This window comes from Arthrobacter sp. H35-D1 (genome assembly GCF_030063185.1).
Lineage (GTDB): Bacteria > Actinomycetota > Actinomycetes > Actinomycetales > Micrococcaceae > Specibacter.
Genome location: NZ_JASISP010000014.1, coordinates 19755 through 39674, shown reverse-complemented (window position 1 = coordinate 39674; position 19920 = coordinate 19755). Strand labels below are relative to the sequence as shown.

Here is a 19920-nt window from a genome sequence, read left to right as displayed (position 1 = left end):
CTTCGTCTCCCGTGGGTCTTGTGTGCAAAGAGGGCCCGGCCGCCTTCCGGCACCGGGCCCTTCTGCGCCACATGCGCGACGGCGGAGCTAGGGTTTGGTGCTTGGCTCCGCGCTGGGTGCCGCTGACGGTGCGGCGGGTGCGGCCGCCGTCCCTTCAGCTGCGATCGCTGCGCTGATCGCGGCTTCCAAGCGCTTTTGAGCTGCCCCGTAAGCGGTGAAATCACCCTTGGCCAGCGCTGCCTGGCCATCCTTTATTGCAGTGTTAGCATCATCGAGCGCCTTGGACAGCGCCGCGCTGCTGCCGCCCGCCGGCACTTTGGTGCCGCCCTCGGTGGAGCTGCCACCTGTACCGGTCTCCTTCTTGACGCCTGCGTCGCCTGCCACAGCACCGGAGTCGCCGCCAAAGAGCTTGTCCAGTGCCTCGTTCAGGGTTGCCGCGTAACCAATCTTGTCCCCAAAGGCGACGAGCACGCGCTGCAAGGTGGGGTACGACGTCGAGCCCGTGGACTTGACGTAGACAGGCTGCACATACAGCATTCCCCCGCCCATGGGCAGCGTGAGCAAGTTGCCGTTGATGACGTCGGATTGCCCCAGCTTAAGCACGTTCAGCTGTTCTGAAACCGTGGGATCGGACTGGAAGGTGTTTTGCACCTGCCCCGGTCCCGGCACCTGCGTGGCATCAGGCAATTGAAGCAGCTGCAACTTCCCGTAGTCGGGGCTCTTGACACCCTTGACATTGCCGGCGTCACCATTGGCAGCCATGAAACCGTACAGAATGTTGCGGGAGTCGGTGTTTTTAACTTCCTGGGGAATGAAGTCCGTGGTGAGGGAGAACGCAGCCTTGTCCGCCCCGGGCATCTTCAACGACAGGTAATAGGGCGGTTGCTTGTCCACGGCCTTGGTGGTGGGGTCGTCGGGGACGCTCCACGCCAGCGTGTTCTTGAAGAAGTTCGTGGGATCGGTTACGTGATAACGGCCCAACAGTTCACGCTGTACCTTGAACAGGTCTTCCGGGTAGCGCACATGGGACATGACATCTGCGGACATCTCCGTGAACGGCTTGACACTGGTGGGGAAAACTTTTTGCCACGCTTTCAGGATGGGGTCCTCGGCATCCCAGGCGAACAGCTCAACCGAACCGTCATAGGCGTCCACTGTTGCCTTGACGGAGTTGCGGATATAGTTCACCGACGCATTCGGAAGTGCTCCGGTGCCGCCAGCGGTGGTCAGGGAATCCGTGGTGGCTTCCTGAAGCTGTTGCTGCTGCGAGTACGGGTAGTTGGAGCTGGTGGTGTAACCGTCCACAATCCACTTGACTTTCCCGTCAACAATGGCCGGATAGGGGGAGCCATCCAGGGTCAGGTACGGAGCAACCTTGGCAACACGTTCGGCCGGGGTGCGGTCGTAAAGAATCTGCGAGCTCTCATTGACGCCGTTTGTCAGCAGCAGGTCCGAGGACTGGAACTTCATGGCATACATCAGACGGTTGAACCAGTTGCCCACGCTGGGTCCGGCCTTGCCTTCAAAGGTTGTCAGCGACTCATCGGCGGGGTTGTCCGTAGCGGTGGTGGGGGTGTTGCCCGTGGGGCGGTCCAACTCAATGGGTGCGGTGCCCTTGGGCGCGCCCACAATTGAGTAATCGCTGTTTGACTGGCCAAAGTAAATCCGCGGCTGATAGCTGGTGTCGGTGCCCAAAACACCTTTGGAGGGGACACCCGATTGCAGGAACACGGGCTTGCCGTCGGAGGTGACGGTGTTTCCCTTGGCAGCAACCACGCCATAACCGTGCGTGTAGACCAGGTGCTGGTTGTACCAGCTCTGCTGGTCCGGGTTGATTCCGTTGGGATCCAACTCGCGCACGGCGATCACGACATCCTGGACCTTGCCTTCAATAGCGTACCTGTCGACGCTCAGGGTCTTCGGGAACTTGTAGTACGGACGGTACTGCTCAAGCTGGGCAAAGGTGGATGAAATCAGGTTCGGGTCAAGCAACCGGATGCTTGCCGCCGTGTCGGCGTCCTGGCGCAGTGCACCGGGAGTCGCCGTCGTGGTGGCGTTGTAAGGCGTCACTTCCATTCCGGAAAGTCCGTACGCCTGGCGCGTCATATCGATATTGCGCGCAATGTAGGGGAGCTCCACGTTGCCTTCGGACGGCTTCACCTGCCATTGCTGGATGGCCCACGGGTAGATGCCCCCGGCCACAATGGCGGTGACAACCAGCATGCCCGTGCCAATCAAGGGCAGCTTCCATTTGCCCAGGAAAGCGGCCACGATGAACAGGATGGCCACAATGATTGCGGCGGCGGCCAAGATGGCCTTGGTGGGGATCACTGCGTTGACGTCGGTGAACATGGCTCCGGCGCGGTAGCCGCTGTTGTCTTGCAGGGTGGCAAACCGGCCCAACCAGAAGTTGGCACCCAACAACAGCAAGAAGACTCCGGCCAAGATGGCGATGTGGATCTGGGCGCCGCGGGAGGTGAAGATGCCGCGTTCCGTCAGGCGGATGGCACCGTAGAGGTAGTGGGTGAGAACCCCGGCAATGAACGCAATCACCGTGGCGCTGATGAGCATCCCCGTCAGGAGGCCCAAAAACGGCAGCGTGTTGGTGTAAAAGCTCACGTCCAGCCCAAATTGTGGGTCCGTGGAACCAAACGGGACGCGGTACAAGAACAGCATGACCTTGTCCCATTGGGCCATGGCCGCCGTCCCGGCAAACAGGCCGAAGACAATGGGCACGCCCAGCATCACGACCCGACGCACCGGTTCAAGCTGTGCTTGGTAGCGGTTGAGGTTGTCCTCATGGGCGCTGTCGGGGGCATACACGGGGCGGGCCTTGTAAGCGACGCGGATGGAGAAATACACGGCCAGTGCCATGACCAGGAAACCTGCCAGGAAAATCAGCAGCTTGGCAATGCGTTCTTTCCAAAACACGCCGGCAAAGCCGAGCTGGTCAAACCAGAGCATGTCCGTGTAAATTCCGGAGAAAATCACCAAGCCAACCACCAGCGCCGCCACCACAATAATGGTGGGCAACAACGCGCTGCGACGCTTGGGCCTGACGGTTTCGTTCGGCGACGGGGATGGTCGGGATGTCACTCTCTACCTCTTACTCAACAGATGTTTATGAATAGTTGCCGGGTGCTTCATATCTTGTGCCACGAATGGTGCGTGGCCCGAGTTCCACATGATGCACAATCGTTACTGGCGGGTGTTCAATCGTTAGGTGCAAGTTGGCAGGGCTGAACCGTCCTCGCCGGTACCAATAAGGGACACTGCATCGTAGGCTTCCTTGATCGTATTGACCTTGATAACCTGCAGCCCCTCGGGCACATGGCCCACCACGTCGCCGCAGTTGGCGGCGGGGGCCAGGAAATAGACCGCTCCGTTCTCATGGGCACCGACCATCTTTTGGGCAATGCCGCCAATCGCACCGACATTCCCCTCCGGGTCGATGGTACCCGTGCCGGCGAACCGTTCGCCGCCGGTGAGCTCCCCGGGGGTCAGCTTGTCCATGATGCCCAGGGCAAAGATCATCCCCGCGCTGGGACCACCGATGTTCTCGAGGGAAATCTGTACATCGAAGGGGAACTTGAAGGTGTTTTGCAGAACGATTCCCAGTAGATATTTGCCGTCATTGCCCTTCTTCGGGGTCACCGAGACATTCATGTCCTTGCCGGCGCGACGGATTTGCAGGTCCACAGCTGCGCCGGCACCTTCGGCCAGCACGGACTGGATGTCCTTCAAGGCGCTCACCTGCTTCCCTCCAATGGCGAGGATGACGTCGTCGGGCTTGAGGATGCCCGACGCGGCGCCGCCTTCCGGGATCGACGCCACGGCCAGGTTTGATTTAAAGTCGATGCCCAGTGCGTTCATGGCAGCCGCTGTGGCGTTTTCCTGCGACCCTGTCATGGCGGCGGAGTTCTCGCTGTTGACGGTCTCCTGGCTGACCCCGGGCGCATAGATGAGCTCTTCAGGGTACAGCGTGTGCGACGGCGTGAGCCAGGCCTTGAGTGCATCGAAGAAACTGATGCGGCTGTCGGGCAAGCCACCAGTCAGGTGCACAGTGGTCAGATCCAGGCTGCCGCTGTTCGAAGGGAAGCTTTCATGGCCGGAAACGGTGATGATGGGCGCGCCGTCGATCTCGCCAATCGTGTTGATGGCCGGGCCCGGCGATTCAACCACGTATGGAACGGGAAGGGTCATGGCCGCCACAGCAAGCACCACTGCCACCACCCCGGAAACCATCATCATGGAGAACCTGGGGTCGCGGACGGCCGTGGGCGGGCTCGCAGATGCTACAACGTCCTGACTCAAAACTAAAGACCTTTCCAAGCTCTCCCGGGTCGCGCCGGCACCCACGCGAACCACGGGCACCGAATGCCAAGCCTACTGCTTCAAGCTGCACTGTGCTTCTACCGGTGCTGGGAGTTGGCACTGAATGCCCCGCGGTGGCGGGGGCGGCACCAGAACCCTTTGCCTAGAGCGAACAGGGCCCTGCCACGGGGCGACAACGCCGGACGACGGCGGTAACGTGAAACTATTCAGCGTCCATGCCAACGATCGGGCCATCATGTCTTCCACACCAGCCAACAACGACGACGACGATACTCCAAAGGATCCCCTTCAGGAAATGCTCGCCAACCTTATGGGCGGACAAGGCATGGAGGGCTTTGACCCGGCGGAACTGGCCAAGGCGGCAGGACTCCCTTCGGATCCCGAAGCACTGGCGCAAATGTTCTCCCAGGTTCAGTCCATGATGAGCGGTTCCTCGGACACCCCCGTGAACTGGGACCTTGCCCACGACGCGGCGCGCAAGGCCGCTGCCGGGGACGACCCTTCTGTCACCCCTGCCCAGCAACATGAAGTTGATGAGGCGCTGCGCCTCGCCGAAATGTGGCTCGACCCGCTCACCGACCTTGCTGCGACGTCCATCATTGGCCGTGCCTGGTCGCGCGCCGAATGGGTGGAGGAAACGCTTGGCACGTGGCAGCGGCTAACCGAGCCGGTGGCCAACAGCATTGCCTTCGCCATTTCCACGGCAATGAACGAGCAGCTGCCGGAAGAGATGAAGTCCATGATGGGCGACGCCTCCTCCATGATGCAGAACATGGGCGGAGCCCTGTTTGGGCTGCAGTTGGGACAAGCCGTGGGCGCACTGTCCAAGGAAGTGCTTGGATCCACTGACATTGGCATCCCGCTGGCCGATCTGCAGATGGCCCTGCTGCCGGCCAACGTCAAGGCGTTTGGCGAAGGCCTTGAAGTGCCCGAGCAGGAAATCCGTTTGTTCCTGGCCCTGCGCGAAGCCGCCCATGCCCGCCTATTTGTGCAGGTGCCGTGGCTGCGCGGGCACTTGTTGGGAGCTATCGAGTCGTACGCCCGCGGCATTCACATCGACATGTCCCGGATTGAAAACCTCGCCCACAACCTCGACCCTTCCAATCCCGAAGCCATGCAAGCTGCACTGTCTGAGGGCGTCTTCATGCCGGCCCGCACACCCGAGCAGGACGCCGCCTTGGCCAAGTTGGAGACCGCGCTGGCCCTCGTTGAAGGCTGGGTTGACGAGTTGACCTTTGCAGCAGCCGCTAATTTGCCCGCTGCAGCGGCCATCCGTGAAACGATCCGCCGCCGCCGCGCAACCGGTGGCCCGGCCGAACACGCGTTTGGTTCCCTGGTCGGCTTGGAACTGCGTCCGCGCAGACTCCGCGAGGCAGCTGCCCTGTGGGCTTCGCTGACAGAGCAGCGCGGGATCGTTGGACGTGACGCGATCTGGGCGCACCCGGACCTGCTCCCCACCGCTGCGGACCTTGACGATGCTGCAGGCTTCAGCGCCCGCCGCAGCGCCGAAGACGCGTCCGAAGCCGACGTGGATGCAGCCCTTGCCAAGCTTCTCGACGGCGGCTTCGAAACCAACGACGACAACAACGAACCAGACGGGCCTGCCCAACAGGAACCAGACACGGACAAGTAGAACGTCCCTCAGACGTGGACAGGCGCCCAGAAGTGGACAGACACTGACCGGCCCGTCCGGGAATCTCAGCCGTCCACTGCTTCGTCCACGTTGTCCACCATGCCGCCTTCCATGCCGCTGATGTTCCGGGAGGCGGCAAACGAGGCGCCATCCAAAAATGTCTTGGCCATCTCCACCTGCGGGTAGCTGGCCAGCTCAGCCCAAAAGGCCGGGCTGTGGTTGGCGTGGATCAAGTGGGCCAGTTCGTGCAACAACACATAGTCGAGCACCCATTCGGGCATGCCCTGCACGTGGTGTGAGATTCGGATGGTCCTGCGCGCAGGCGTGGCTGAACCCCACCGACTATTCTGGTTCTGCACCCACCGGACGGATACCGGGTCGGCGCGTGCACCCAGGTATTTTGTCGAAAGTTTCAGGCTGCGCTGCATGAGCGCGTCGTCACAGGCAGGAATCCCCGGCCGGCCGGCCTGCGAGCGCGTGCCCTGTTCAAGCTTGGCCACCATGCGCGGCACCCAGTACTTTTCATCCTCCAACGTCAGCCTGGCCGGCACGGCAATGACGGCCTGCCCGGCTTCCCAGAACGCTGCGAGTCCGGTCTTTCGCCTGGCCGTGCGCCTGACAACAACGCGCTCCCCATTGCTGAGCGTGTGAATCGAGAATGAGTCGCCCAACGGCCCCGGGGCACCCCGTCCGACGGGCGGTCGGCGCTGCGCCGCCAGTGAACGCGCTGCCGGTGAATGCGCTGCCGCGGGTGCATGCTGTGCTGATCGTGCTGCCATGCTTCGACGCTACAGGCATTGGGCATTCCCCGCACCACCACAGGGGCGGATTGTGGAGAACTGCACCCTGTGGATAACCCGGCGCATGGAAACGTGCAAGGTGCCATGATCGTGATTGGGGGAACCATTGGGGAACCGGGACAACGTTGCTGCGGGAGGCTGCCATGACCACCATCAATCCAGGGTTGCGCATGGTGCGCCGTGGGCCGCACGGCGTTCAGATCGGGGTGGGGTCCGGCGGCCTGATTCTTGAGGGCCTGCTGGATTCCGAGCTGGCCTTTGTGCAGGCCCTGCGCCAAGGGATCTCCGACGCCCAGGTCCCGGCACGGGCGGTCGCCCTCGGGGTGGAGAAGCACCGGGCCCGGGAAATCTGTGCCAAGCTGGCCGGTCTGCTCTTTAGCGACGCTGAACTTCACACACAAGGTTTCAGGGCCGAGCGGTTGCAGCCGGAACGGTCCGCTCTCCTGGGCCTGCACCAGAGCCCGTGCCAGGGCTTCATGACCCGGCGGGAGCGCGGCGTCATCCACCTGATCGGCTTGGGACGCACGGGGGCAGCCCTGGCCGCTGTGCTTGTCAGTGCCGGGGTGGGAACCATCCTGCTTGAAGACGACTTCCCCGTCGCGGCAACCGACATTGGTCCCGGTTCCTTCACCCTCAGCGACATTGGCCTGGCCCGTTCAGTGGCCGTGCGCAGGCACTTGTTGCGGCTCGATCCGGGTTGCCAGGCGCACATTGTGCACGACGGCGGGGCAGGAGGTCCCAGCCTGCGGTGCCTTGACCTTGCCGTTGTGGTGGGCCACGACGCTGTTCCGGCCGCAACCGCGGCCCGCTTCATGGCCGGCGAGCGTCCCCACCTGCTGGTGCTGGTTCGCGAGCAGGACGGAACGGTGGGCCCGCTGGTGGTGCCGGGAGTTACTGCTTGCGCTGAATGTGTTGAGCGGCACCGCAGCGTCCACGACCCCCTGTGGCTTGAAGTGTGCAGCCAGCTCGCCTCGGCCCCCGAGCCGTCGGCGGATCGCAGGCCCTTGGCCGAATTGTTGGAGAACGCGGCCCTTGCCACAACTCTGGCAGGCACGGCAGCAGCACAGGTCCTGCTGTTTCTCGACGCAGTCAACCAGCCAAGTTCCTGGTCCTCGGTCATGACCTTCCACCCTGACAACGGCCGTTGGACGCAGCAGGACTTTCACGCCCATCCCGATTGCGGGTGCCAGTGGCAAAATCAGTCCTTGGCCACGATCCCCAGCACAGCGTCGCCGTAGCGTTCCAACTTGGAAGGACCCACGCCGGGCAATGCTGCCAATGCGTCGAGGTCCTGCGGTGCCGCCTCGGCGATGGCCATCAAGGTGGCATCGGTGAACACCACAAAGGCGGGCACGGCGGCAGAGGACGATTCGGCCAGCCGCCATTCACGCAATTGCGCAAAAGTAACCTCGTCATAGCCGGGCGGACAGTCGGGGCAGCGCCCCACCTTGCGTTCGGCCCCCGTGTTGAGGATCTTCCCGCACACCCGGCACACGGAAGGTCCGGCAGCCTTGCGCGACTTGCGTGTGGTTGCCTGGCGCGGGCCGCTGGGCGCCCCACCCACCGAGTTGGGACGCAACCCGTCAAGGAAGCGGGATGGCTTGCGATTGGCCCGCCCGCCCGGGGTGCGTGCCGTGGACCAGGAGAAATTCAGGAATTCCCGGGCACGGGTGATTCCCACGTACAGCAGGCGCCTTTCCTCGTCAACGGTCTCCGGGGTGTCCGCAAAGGAAATGGGCATGAGTCCCTCGCTGAGCCCTACCAGGAATACCGCATCCCACTCCAAGCCCTTGGCCGAGTGCAGCGATGCCAGCGTCACGCCTTGGACAGTGGGTGCATGTTGGGCCGACGTGCGTTCCTGCAGTTCAGCCACGAAGTCGATCACGGTGAAGGTGTGCTCGGGCGTGCTGCGCGAAACCACCAGTTCATCGGCCAACGCCACAATGGCCGCGAGCGACTCCCAGCGTTCCCGCACGGCGCCGCCGGTCTTGGGGGCCTCGCCTTGGTAGCCCAGGTTGCTGAGGACATCGCGCACCAGCTGCCCCAGCGGTTCGTCCTCGGCAGCCCGCGAAGCGGCCCGCAACTGCAGCATGGCGTCGCGGACTTCCTTGCGGGCGAAGAAGCGTTCCCCGCCGCGCAGCTGGTAGCCGACACCGGCCGCCGTCAGCGCTTGTTCGTAGGCTTCGGACTGGCCATTGGTGCGGAACAGCACGGCAATTTCGCTGGCGGCCGTGCCGTGCCCCATCAGAGTCTTGATCCTTGCTGCGACGGCGGCTGCCTCAGCTTCGTCGTCGCTGCATTCCATGAATTCCGCCGACGGCCCGCTGGGACGCTGGGCCAACAGTTCCAACGGAGCCGACCACAAGGCGTCGGCGCTGAGCCCGCCGCTGCGCCGGTTGCCCAGCAGTGAATTGGCCAGTCCCACCACTTGGGGCGTGGATCGATAGTCGCGCACCAGCTTGACCAGCTTCGCATCGGGGTAGTGCTTGGGGAAGTCCAGCAGGTGCCGCGGCGTGGCCCCGGTAAAGGAGTAAATGGTCTGGCTGGCATCGCCCACGACGCAAAGCTCGTCGCGCCCGCCCAGCCACAAATCAAGCATGCGCTGCTGGAGCGGGGAAACGTCCTGGTACTCGTCAACCACAAAGTGCCGGTACTGGTCCCGGACCGTGGCGGCCACGCGCGGATCCTCCTGCAAAATGCCCACCGTGATCAGCAGAACATCCTCAAAATCGATCTGGTTCCGGTCCGCCTTCACATCCTCATAGGCTTGAAAAAGCCGACCCACGGCCACCTTGTCCAGTCCGCCGGGCTCCCCTCGATCCACTGCCTTGAGCAGATACGTCTCGGGAGTCAGCATGGAAACTTTGGCCCACTCGATTTCAGCTGCCAGATCCCGGATTGCGGCCCTGTCGGTGGGCAGGCGCAGCCGGCGGGCGGCCTCGGCGATGGTTTGTGCCTTGTGGTCAAGCAGACCCGGCAGCTGACCCCCGACGGCGTGCGGCCAGAAATACTGCAGCTGCCGCAGTGCGGCGGCGTGGAACGTGCGGGCTTGGACGGTGCCCACGCCGAGGTCGCGCAGACGGGTCCGCATTTCAGCGGCTGCCCTGGCCGTGAACGTCACGGCCAGCAGGCGGTTGGGATTGTAGACACCCGTGTGCACGCCGTAGGCGATACGGTGGGTGATGGCCCGGGTCTTGCCCGTGCCGGCACCTGCCAAAACACACAGTGGTCCGTTCAACGTGGTGGCAACTGTGCGCTGCTCCTCGTCCAGCCCGGCCAGGATGCGCTCCTCGGCTGTGCGTTCATCCATCACCGGCAGCCCTGATTGGCGCGGGTCAAAGCTCATGCTTGTTCACCGGGTTCCAGAATGGGGCCGCCGTACCAGTGCTCTATGAGGGAACGGGCAATGGAGGCCCGGTGCGAGATCACGGCGTGGCCGCCCAGCACGGCAGTTTGCAGCTCTTCTCGGTCAAACCAACGGACAGCCCTGACTTCGGTTCGGTCCGGAGTTGCTTCGGTGTCATCGGTGTAACCGATGAATCCGAACATCAAGGAACGTGGGAACGGCCAGGCCTGCGAGGAAAAATATGCCAAAGAGTGAAGATGAACGCCGACTTCCTCGGCTATTTCGCGCACTGCCGCCTGCTCCGCGCTCTCACCGGCCTCAACAAAGCCGGCAACTGTTGAGTACCTGTTCTCGTTCCATGCGAAGTTGTTGGCCAACAGGATTCGATCGTCTGCACCCACGATCGCCACAATGGCTGCAGGATCGGTGCGCGGGAAGTGTTGCGAACCGTCGGCGGTGCAGCGGCGCATCCAACCCGAGGACTGCGCCTCGGTGGGACTCCCGCACCGCGGACAGCGCACATGGCTGGCGTGCCATTGCGCAACTGCCTGGGCTTCCACGAATACTTGGGCATCCACCGCGTGGAGGTCTTGCGCAACATCCCGGTATCCGGCAAACACGGCACCCGAGGGAATCCATGACAGTTCCTCGGCGCTCTCATCCAGCGCATCAAGCGGCAGCGAAAGCAGCACAATGTCGGTGGCTGCCGCCAAGCTGTGTTGCTGGCCAGGCCCCACCTTTCCGAGGTAAACGTGGGTGCCTCCGAGGGGCAGCACGTCCCCGGCAAGGTCTCGATACACCGGGTCAAGGCAGGCAGGGTCAAGATATGCCAAGGCTGCTCCGACCATGAGGGCCCGGCCTCTGTGAAAAACCACCACCCGGTATTCGGCGGTCCCCAGCACCGCCGCCAGATACCCCGGCTCGGTGCGCTGTTCACATTGCCGATCAAGCACGGTTTCTGGGGACGGATTGGATGTCAGCATGTTTATACCGTACGCATCCGTGCCCGATTTTTATATTCAAGGGCACGTGATTGTGGACAACCCGGCGCCGCCGCACAGCCGAAGGGAGCCCCTGCGGTCAGGACTTCTTGCGACTCGCCGTCCCAGCGGCGCGGAGTTGGTGCTTTCGCGTTCTACGGTGGAGGGGTGAGAAGAATGACTGCAATCGAATTGGCCGCCGTCGCCAGCGCCGCTGTGCCCGGACTCAATGTCACGGCGTTTGGCCCGGAACCCGACGACGCAGCTGATTTCAGCTCTGCGTTGTTGGTGGATTCGGAAAAGCGCCGCTGGCGGGTCCGCTCCCCTCGCCATGCCGAGGCCAGCACCCGGTTGGAAACCGAGCGCCAGGTTTTGCGTGCCTTCTCCCCCGGCATCCGGGCCGAACTGCCCTTCCTGCTGCCCACCGTCGCCGGGACCGTTCGCCAAGGCGAATTGATCACTTTTGTGTACTCGCACATTCCCGGCAAGGCCGAATCGGTGGAGTATTTGGCTGGCGGAAGCGCCGCCTTGGCCTTGGAAATTGGCACGGCCATTGCCGCCATCCACGATCTCCCGCAGGGCCTTGTCACAACCCATGACCTGCCCAGCTACACGGCCAACGAGTTCCGCCAGCGCAAGCTCAACGAACTGGACCAGTCGGCCACCACCGGCAAGATCCCGCCGGCGCTGCTGCGCCGCTGGGAGCACGCCATGGAGGATGTGGGGCTGTGGCGCTTCAATCCCTGTGTGGTCCACGGCGACCTGCATGAGGATAATATTCTGCTCGACGGCGACCAGGTCACTGCCGTCATTGGCTGGACCGAACTGCGGATCGGAGACCCTGCCGACGACTTTGCGTGGCTGGTTGCCGTCCACGAACCTAGTTTTGTCGACGCCGTCATGGAGGCCTATTCCGCGGCCCGCCATGAGACCCCGGATCCGCACCTGCTGCGCCGAGCTGCCCTCAGCGCTGAATTTGCGCTGGCCCAATGGCTTGTCAAGGGCTATGCCGCCGACAGTGCCCGCATGGTGGAGGATGCAGAAACCATGCTGCACACCCTTGAAGCGGACATTGCCGAGCATGGCGGCCAGGCCATCAGCGCCGAACCGCCTGCAGCCCGGCAGGTTGCCCCTGCCCAGCCTCCCGCCAAGACCAAGCCGGTTGTTGCTGAAATTGTGCCCGACGCCGGCGCGAAGCCCAGCGCCGATGCACAGGCCAACGCTGATGCAAAGGCCAATGCCAAGTCCAGTGCCGACGCCGACAAAGCGGACAGCAGCGCGGCCGGTGCTACAGCCGACTCGGCAAGCTCTGCTGCCGGCGCAGCCAAGGGCAAGCCGACTGTCGACACGACAGCCGCGGAAAAGACTGCTTCCGACATGACAGCGGCTGAGAAGTCGGCTGCCGACAGCGACGCTGAATCCAGCGACGCGGACCCAACGAATGCCGAGACCACGGATGTGGACACCACGGCACTGAAGGTCATTCCACTCAAGCGCGAAAGCTAGCCGCGCTTCCCGCGCTGCGTACCACCGTGCACCGTCTCACACGGTGTAGGCCCCGGTGACAATTCTCTCCAGTTCCTGTTGCCCGGCCAAGTCCACGGGACGGATGAGCGTGTCCTGCCCCACGTAGTAAAACGCTGCCCGCACCTGCTCCAGCGGAACGTCCTTCAGCCGGGACCACGCCAGCCGGTACACGGCAAGCTGGACGCCGCGCACTGCCAGCTGCGCCTTCGAAGGCACTTTGCCGGTTTTCCAGTCGATCAGGTCCCAGCCGCCGTCGTCGTCGCGGAACACGGCATCGATGCGGCCACGCACCACAACGTCGGCAACCCTTGTTTCAATGGGCACTTCCAGCTCGGCCGGAGTTCTGGCAGCCCAGGCCGAGTTCTTGAATGTGTCCTGCATCCGGGCCAGGTCGTAGGCTTCGTCAACATGGGCGTCGGCGCCGGGTGTTTCGTCAAAGTCGAACTGGCCGGTCGTGGCAAAATACTCTTCGATCCAGGAGTGGAACGCCGTTCCCTTGCGTGCCGCCATGCGGGGCTTGGTGGGCACGGGGCGTCGCATGGCGCGGGTGACCTTTTCCGGGTCTTCGCCGAGGGCAACCAGTCGTGACGCTGAAATGTGCGGAGGCAATTCCACGCGCAACTGTTCGGATTCCACTTGTTCCTGAGCCAGCAGCACGCTGGCCTCCGTCCCCCATCGCGGATGGGCTGCGAGGAACGGCGCGCTGCCCGGTTGCTGCGCCGGCAGTTCGGCGGCGGCCGCAACGGCCGCGGCAGAGCGTTCCGCATTCTCCCGGCGTCCTGTCCGTGCAGCCACACCTGGCCGGCCCACAATGTCTGGTCCATTGAGCGGGTCGTACGGCCACTCGGCGCTTTCGGAACCTGCGCTGACGGGGTTCTCGCTGCCTTCCTCCGGGTCTTCGCTCCACACGGCAATGGCTGCGCTGTGGCCGGCTCCTTCGGTCAGCCCCAGCAATTCCGTCAGGAAAGGCGACGGCGCCAATGGCTTCTTTCCGTTGCCCCACACGGTGCTTGAGCACATGAGGAACTCCCGTGCCCGGGTAAAGGCCACATAGGCCAGGCGCCGCTCTTCCTCCTCGCCGTGCAACAGCACGTCGGCGGCAAAGAATTTCTCGTTGTCCATCAGGCTTTTCGCATCCGCCACGTCCGTATCCCAGACGGGCAGGTCTCCACTGTCCCCGCGCAGCGGCCAGGGCAGCGACTTGGCGCCCGTGCTCCACCTGTCGGCACGGGCGCTGGGAAATGCGCCGGCGTTCATGCCTGGCACAAACACCACGTCCCATTCAAGGCCCTTGGAGGCGTGCACTGTCAGCAGCGCCACGGCGTCGGGGTTGCTTTCCACCGCTGTCATTTCCAGCCCGCCCTCCTCGGATTCGGCTGTTTCAAGCCAGCCGAGGAACGCGTCCAAGTCAACTCTCTGCGCGGCCTGCATGAAGGTGGTTGCCGCATCGGCAAAGGCGTCGAGGTGGCGCCGGGCGTGGTGGATGCTTGCACCCGGCTTGGCGGCCAGCTCAATGTCAAGGAGCATGGTCCGCTCCACCACCCCGAGGAGATTGGAAAGGTCCTCCCCGACGAACGTGCGCAGTACGCGCAGCTCGTCGCGCAAGGCCAGCAGCCGGGTCCTGGCCACCTCGCTGAGCGGCCGTGCCGCCTCCGGCCAGAAGTCGGTGCCGAGATAGTCCAGCGCCTCCACCAGCGACGAGGCGTCCACCAGATCCGCCGTCACGACGGCTTCGGGTGCCTCCGGTTCTTCCGCCACACCGGAGAACCCGGGGCGCCCAGCGGCCTCGGCGACCTCAGTGCCCTGCACTGCGGCAACGTCGAAGTCCACTTTGTGCCGTGCAGCCCATTCCCGGCGCCGGGCCAAGTACCGCGCCCAGTCGGCGAAGGCCATGAGGTCGGCCGGGCCAATCCGCCACCGCGCGCCCGTCAGCAACCGCATGAGTGCATCCGAGCGTCCGGGGTCGGCCAATACCCGCAAAGTCGCCACGAGGTCCACGATTTCAGGAGTGCCGAGCAACCCGCCCAACCCCACGATTTCATAGGGGATGCCGCGGGCCTCAAACACCGACTGCAGGGCAGAAAACTGTGCACGACGGCGGCACAGCACGGCCACTGTCATCTCGCCCTGGGCACCCCTGCGGTGGGTGAAGTCGCCCTTGCGGTCAAGGATCTGTTCCGCAATGGCCTCCGCCTCCGTCAGGACAGTCTTGTAGCGGGCCAGCAACACTTCACCGTCGGGGGCGTTGGGTTTTTCACGCAGTGCGGACACCACCACGCTGGGCCCGGCTGCCGCACGTTCCTCCGCGGAGAGACCGGCGGCCAGCTTGGCGTTGGCCTTGCGGGTCTGTGCTCCGGTGAGCTCGGCAGACATGACATTCGCGGCGGAGAGGATGTGTGCCGAGTTCCGCCACGCAATGGTCAGTTCGGCCGTGGGCGCGTATCCACCGTCTGCCTTGCGGAAAATCTCCGGGAACCGGAACAGCTGGCCGGCCGAGGCGCCGCGGAAGCCGTAAATGGATTGGTGCGGGTCCCCTACTGCGGTGACGGGATGGCCGGCACCAAAAAGCTTGGCAAAAAGCTGCAATTGGGCGTGTGAGGTGTCCTGGAATTCATCCAGCAGCACCACTTTGTAGCGCTGGCGTTCCATCTGCTCCGCATGGGGAACGTCCTTGGCGATGCGGGCGGCCAGGGCCACCAGGTCGCCGTAGTCCAGGACGTTGCGGCGCCGCTTGGCCTCCGCATATTTTTGCACCAGTCCGGCCACCGACGTTCGCGTGCGCAGCACATCGAGCTGCTTCGTCACGGCAGCGGTGCGCGGCTTGGTGGTTTCGGCAATGTGGGGCAGGGCCTGAAACCGCTCCACAAACGCGTCGAGGGTTGCCACCACATCTTCCGGGTCCTGCAAATGTTCGGCGCATTCCCCGGCAAGGTCCATGACCGATTGGATGAGCGTGGATTTGGCGGCCGTGAAGTGTTCGTGGGCGCCGTCGTGCGCTTCCACCACCTCACTGGCCAGCTGCCACGCCTCGGCGGCACCCAGCACCACGGCGTCGCGCTCAATGCCCAGCCGCAGGCCATAGTCGGTGACGATTCCGCTGGCGTAGGAATGGTAGGTGGACACCTTGGGCTCAAGGGCATCCCTGGCTGCGGCGGCCGGTGCCAATTCCACCTCGCCGGAGCGGGCAAGGGTTCCCAGCTTGGCCAGCTGCCCGCGGATCCGCGAGGCCAGTTCGCCGGCGGCCTTGCGGGTGAAGGTGACGCCGAGGATTTCCTCGGGCAGCACCAGCCCATTGGCCACCAGCCACACGACGCGGTCCGCCATGGTGGTGGTCTTGCCGGAGCCGGCCCCGGCGATGACCAGCAGCGGCTCCAGGGGCGAGCAGATGATGCCGGCCTGTTCGGGCGTGGGCGGGCGCTGCTCCAGGAGCTCGGCCAGCTCGTAGGGTGTCAGCGGCTGTAAAAGGTTCATTCGGTGATTTGTTTCCCTTCCGGGCACAGCGGGCAAATGGTGGGCAGGGGGCAGCCGTTGCGGGAGGACCAGTCGGAGCCGTGGCGGGCAGGGAAAGCGGCTTGTGCCATGAGCAGGGCAGCCTCCATGACCTTGAGCGTGGGATCGTTCTCCGCGCCTGCCACCATGGCAACCTGGTCCTGGGTTTTCACGCCCTTGGTGCCGTCGCCCAGCGGCAGCAGCGCAGCCCCGCCCGAAACCCCGCCTCCGGTTACCCCGCCAAGCAGCCCGGCGGCCCGGGCTTGTTCCTCGAAGCCGCCGGCGGTGACGGCCACCTGGTAGGCGCCGAGCTGGGGGTGTTCGCCAACTTGTTCCTTGGTGGGTTTGGTGCGCCCGGTCTTGATGTCCACCACAACAAGGCGGCCCTCGGCGTCGGCTTCGAGCCTGTCCACCTGCCCGCGCAGGCGCACAGTGCGTCCCCCGGGCAGTTCGCCCACATCCACAGTGAAGTTTTCCTCCACGCCGACAAGGGTGCGGCCGTCCATGCGGGCGTCGATGACGTATTGGGCCAGTTTGCCGAGCATCTCCTGGGCACGTTTGTAATCAAGGTCCGTTTCCCAGGACTCCGGCAGACCCAGCAAGGGCCAGCGCTTGTCCAGTTCGGCCAGGTATTCGTGCCCGGCACCGTCGGGGATGTCTTGGGCGATGGCGTGGATGAGCGTGCCCAGGCTGCGGGCAAAGTCGGTGGTGGCTTCTCCCCCGGCGGCCCGGACAAACCAGTTCAGCGGGGACTTGAGCACTTCTTCAACCTTCGACGGCGACACAATCACCGGCTCCCCGGGCGCCACGATCGGTGCGTCCGAGCTCAAGGGAAGCAGCCCCCACCACTGCTCGGTATCGGCACCGGGCATGTTCTCTGCCGCCAGCACGGCCAGCAGGTCTGCCGCCTCGGGATCGGCGTGCATCTCCGATTCCTGGCGCAGCTCCGCCACGAGCGAGCGCAGCGTCATGGGCCGCGGAACCTGTTCCACCGGCCGCACGGGGTATTGGGACTCGCCGCCGGAATCGGTCACCGGAATGAAGGGTGCGGCCAGGTCCAGGAACTGCGAGGGCTGCAGGTCATGCCCGGCGGCGGCCGTCAAAATGAGTTTTTCCCCGGCCCGTGAAATGGCGGCGGCAAAGCTGCGCAGTTCATCGTAGCGGATCTGGCGCAGTCGGGCGGCCGGATCGATCTGGTGGGCGGCTTCGGCACCGCTTTCAATCACATCCACCAGCAGTTGGCTGCCCAGCAGCTCACCGCGCAGGCGTGTATTGGGCCACACGCCTTCCTGCAGCCCCGCCACTATGACCACTGGCCATTCCCGTCCTGCCGCACTGGCAGGCGTGAGGATCTCCACGGCATCGGCGCGCTGGGCGCGGGCCGCCAAGGTGTCCATGGGCAATTCCTGGCTGAGGAGATAGTCAAGGAACTGTTGCGGGCTTGAGCCGGGCAGCTGGTCCACATAGCGTTCGGCCGTTTGGAACAGGGCCATGACGGCGTCCAGGTCCCGGTCGGCGCGGATGCCGGTGGGGCCGCCGCGCAGGGCCTGAGATTCCCACGTTCCCGAGGTGTCGCAGGCATCCCACAGCGCCCACAACACGGTTTCGGCGTTGGCGCCGGGCTGGGCCACGGCGTCGCGCCCGGCGGCCAGCATGGCGGCAACGCGCCGCGCATTGGCCGCCTCCCACCCCAACGGCGCCAGCTTGCCCGGGTTCAGCAGCGCCTCGACCAACAATTCATCACTGGCCCGGCCGCCACCGCCGTGCAGTTCCTGCTGCCGCAGCGCCTGTCGCAACCGGCGCAGGTGCAGCGAGGTGGAGCGGCCCAGTCGCGACGTCAACAGTGCAACGCAGGCTTCGGCGTCGAGCAAATCAGGTTTCAGGGCCGCACCAAACGCCTCGAGCAGGGGGCGCACGGCCGGTTCGTCGCGGACAGGGTTCTCGGCGACGGGCACCTTGACGGCAATGCCCTGCGAGCTCAGGTACCTTTGCAACGCCGCCAGCGCGGATCCTGTGCGCACAATGACAGCAATGTCGCCCAGATTGTGCCCGGCCAGGTGCTGCAGGTGCAGGATGCGTTCTGCCACCAGACGCAGCTCATGGACCTCCGAGGCCACCACGTGGGCGCTCACCCGAGGCTCCGGATCACCTGCCGGGCCCGTGGACGCGGCTTCCAACGCATCAGGGTCCTCCGGCCACACCAATTCGCGTGCCTTGTGCCCGCCACGCACTTGGAAGATGCGTTCCGCCACGCCCAACCAAGCTGCGGCCAGCTCCCTGCCCATGCGGTGCGAGGTGGAAAGGGCATACTGCTGCAGGGGTTTCTCGTCCGTGGACAGGGTGCCGGCCAGGGAAGCCACAAGGTCCGGCCGGGCGCCGCGGAACCCCTGCACCACGGTGTCGGGAGATGCCGCAACAAGAACGTCTTTCCCACGGCCCACCAGCTGCAGGAGTTCATGCACGGCCTTGTTGGCTTCTTGGATGTCGTCCACCACAATCAGCGCCAGGCGTTGGCGTTCCCGGGCCAGGAATCCGGCGTCGAGCTGCAACAACGTGGTGGCTGCCGTGATGATCCCGGCCGGGTCGAAGGAGCCGGATTTTCCCCAGTCCACCACGTCCCGGTATTCCTGGTAGAGCGACGCGGCGGCCACCCAGTCCGGACGCCGGTTGGCGGCGCCCAGTCCTGCCAGTTCCTCCGGCGTGAGGCCGTATTCAATGACACGGTCAAAAAGCTGGCGAATCTCCTGGCGGAAGCCTCGGGTTTCCAGGGCCTCTGCCAGCTCGGCGGGCCAGTCGGGGGCCGTGCCCAGGCCCAACTTGTGGCCCGCCAACAAGTCCTTGATGATGAGGTCCTGTTCGGGGCCGCTCATGAGGCGCGGCGGACCGTCAAGGTGCGGCATGCGTCCTTCCACCTTGGCGCGGCGCAGCAGGTCGAAGGCGTACGAGGACCAGGTCCTGGCCGGGGACGTGCTCAGGCTCCTGGTGAGGCGGGCACTAAAGCCGTCACGCAGCCGTGCGGCAGCCAGCCGGGAAGGGGCCAGCAGGAGGGCAGCTGCAGGATCGACGCCGTCGTGCTCCATCCGCTTGACCGAGGCCTCGATGAGCACGGTGGACTTGCCGGTGCCGGGGGCACCCCAGAGCAGGACAGGCCCGGAACCGGGGGCCAGGTCCACCACTGTCTGCTGGTCGGCGCTGAGCCGCGGTGCGCTGCGCACACTGCCGGTCGGGGGTGCCAGGACAAGGTGCGGCTGTGCCAGCGTGTTCTGTCCTGCCGGATGCTGCCCTGTTTGCGTGCTCATGCCCCCAGTCCATCACGCGGGCCTGACATTGGCGCTGGAGCGGCGGCCGGTGTCTTCCCGTGCGCCCCGTCGTCGTTCTGCAAGCGGGCGGCGATGGCGTCGATGAGGTCGAGCTCGCCGTTGCCGGGATTCCAGCGGGCAAGTTTCACATCCACCCGCCACGCCGGTGCCCTGCCGCAGCCTGATACTGCCGAGGTGTCCCCCCGCAACGCCGTCAGCTCCTGAACATAGTGCTCCAATGCCCGCCCTTCATGGCACACCGGCGCTGCCCCATTGGCGCGAATGACCCTCCACCAGGGCACCGCGCTGCCGTGGCCGGACATGACGGCGCCCACCTGCCTCGGCCCGCCATTTTCCAGCAACACCGCAATGTCCCCATAGGACAGGACCCGGCCGGCCGGAATGAGCCCCGCCACGGCCAAAACCGCTTCCACATACTGTTCACGCATGACTCAAGCTTAATTCCCCCACCAAGGGCCTGCCGTCTACCGCTCCGCCGGCCTGCCTTCCG

General features: G+C 64.6%; 11 protein-coding genes. 3 read left to right on the top strand and 8 right to left on the bottom strand.

The genetic code is table 11. From position 1 onward, the window contains the following. Positions 1-87: 87 nt before the first annotated feature. Both QMG25_RS13830 and QMG25_RS13825 read right to left on the bottom strand, forming a co-directional pair. Entirely contained in the window at positions 88-3096 is a 3009-nt protein-coding gene (locus QMG25_RS13830; RefSeq protein WP_283461173.1) for a UPF0182 family membrane protein, read from the bottom strand. Between the two features lie 123 nt (positions 3097-3219). Next, positions 3220-4314, bottom strand: coding sequence for a YlbL family protein (locus QMG25_RS13825; protein ID WP_283461172.1), 1095 nt, complete (start codon positions 4312-4314; stop codon positions 3220-3222). 256 nt (positions 4315-4570) lie between these two features. Between QMG25_RS13825 and QMG25_RS13820 the strand changes: the two genes are divergently transcribed. Further along, a complete protein-coding gene (locus QMG25_RS13820; RefSeq protein WP_283461169.1) occupies positions 4571-5968 on the top strand; it encodes a zinc-dependent metalloprotease in 1398 nt (465 codons plus the stop codon). A gap of 65 nt (positions 5969-6033) precedes the next feature. Here the strand turns inward: QMG25_RS13820 and QMG25_RS13815 are convergent, their stop codons facing one another. Further along, positions 6034-6747 carry a M48 metallopeptidase family protein gene (locus tag QMG25_RS13815; protein WP_283461166.1) on the bottom strand — a complete coding sequence of 238 codons (714 nt, stop codon included), beginning with the start codon at positions 6745-6747 and terminating at the stop codon, positions 6034-6036. 164 nt (positions 6748-6911) lie between these two features. Here QMG25_RS13815 and QMG25_RS13810 point away from each other — a divergent pair, with 164 nt between their 5' ends. Beyond that, a complete protein-coding gene (locus tag QMG25_RS13810) occupies positions 6912-8006 on the top strand; it encodes a ThiF family adenylyltransferase (protein ID WP_283461165.1) in 1095 nt (364 codons plus the stop codon). On the opposite strand, the gene QMG25_RS13805 is transcribed toward QMG25_RS13810, so the two are convergent. Both QMG25_RS13805 and nudC read right to left on the bottom strand, forming a co-directional pair. Beyond that, positions 7967-10114 (bottom strand): ATP-dependent DNA helicase UvrD2, encoded by a 2148-nt coding sequence (locus tag QMG25_RS13805; protein ID WP_283461163.1) that lies wholly within the window; start codon positions 10112-10114, stop codon positions 7967-7969. The two genes, QMG25_RS13810 and QMG25_RS13805, sit on opposite strands and share 40 nt — an antisense overlap. Beyond that, positions 10111-11097: an NAD(+) diphosphatase gene (nudC, locus tag QMG25_RS13800; RefSeq protein ID WP_283461161.1), complete on the bottom strand. Its 987-nt coding sequence runs from the start codon at positions 11095-11097 to the stop codon at positions 10111-10113. The genes QMG25_RS13805 and nudC overlap by 4 nt, the downstream gene beginning before the upstream one ends. 174 nt (positions 11098-11271) lie before the next feature. Between nudC and QMG25_RS13795 the strand changes: the two genes are divergently transcribed. Further along, on the top strand, positions 11272-12600 hold the full coding sequence (locus QMG25_RS13795; RefSeq protein WP_283461159.1) for a macrolide 2'-phosphotransferase: 1329 nt from the start codon (positions 11272-11274) through the stop codon (positions 12598-12600). A gap of 36 nt (positions 12601-12636) precedes the next feature. Here QMG25_RS13795 and QMG25_RS13790 read toward each other — a convergent pair whose 3' ends face one another. From QMG25_RS13790 to QMG25_RS13780, 3 genes are read right to left on the bottom strand one after another with little or no spacing between them, the layout of a single operon-like run. Further along, entirely contained in the window at positions 12637-16092 is a 3456-nt protein-coding gene (locus tag QMG25_RS13790) for an ATP-dependent helicase (RefSeq protein WP_283461157.1), read from the bottom strand. Next, positions 16089-19409, bottom strand: a complete 3321-nt coding sequence (locus QMG25_RS13785) for an ATP-dependent helicase (RefSeq protein WP_283461155.1) — start codon at positions 19407-19409, stop codon at positions 16089-16091. The genes QMG25_RS13790 and QMG25_RS13785 overlap by 4 nt, the downstream gene beginning before the upstream one ends. Next, on the bottom strand, positions 19406-19858 hold the full coding sequence (locus QMG25_RS13780) for an MGMT family protein (protein WP_283461153.1): 453 nt from the start codon (positions 19856-19858) through the stop codon (positions 19406-19408). Before QMG25_RS13780 ends, QMG25_RS13785 begins: the two co-directional genes overlap by 4 nt. Between the last annotated feature and the right edge of the window lie 62 nt (positions 19859-19920).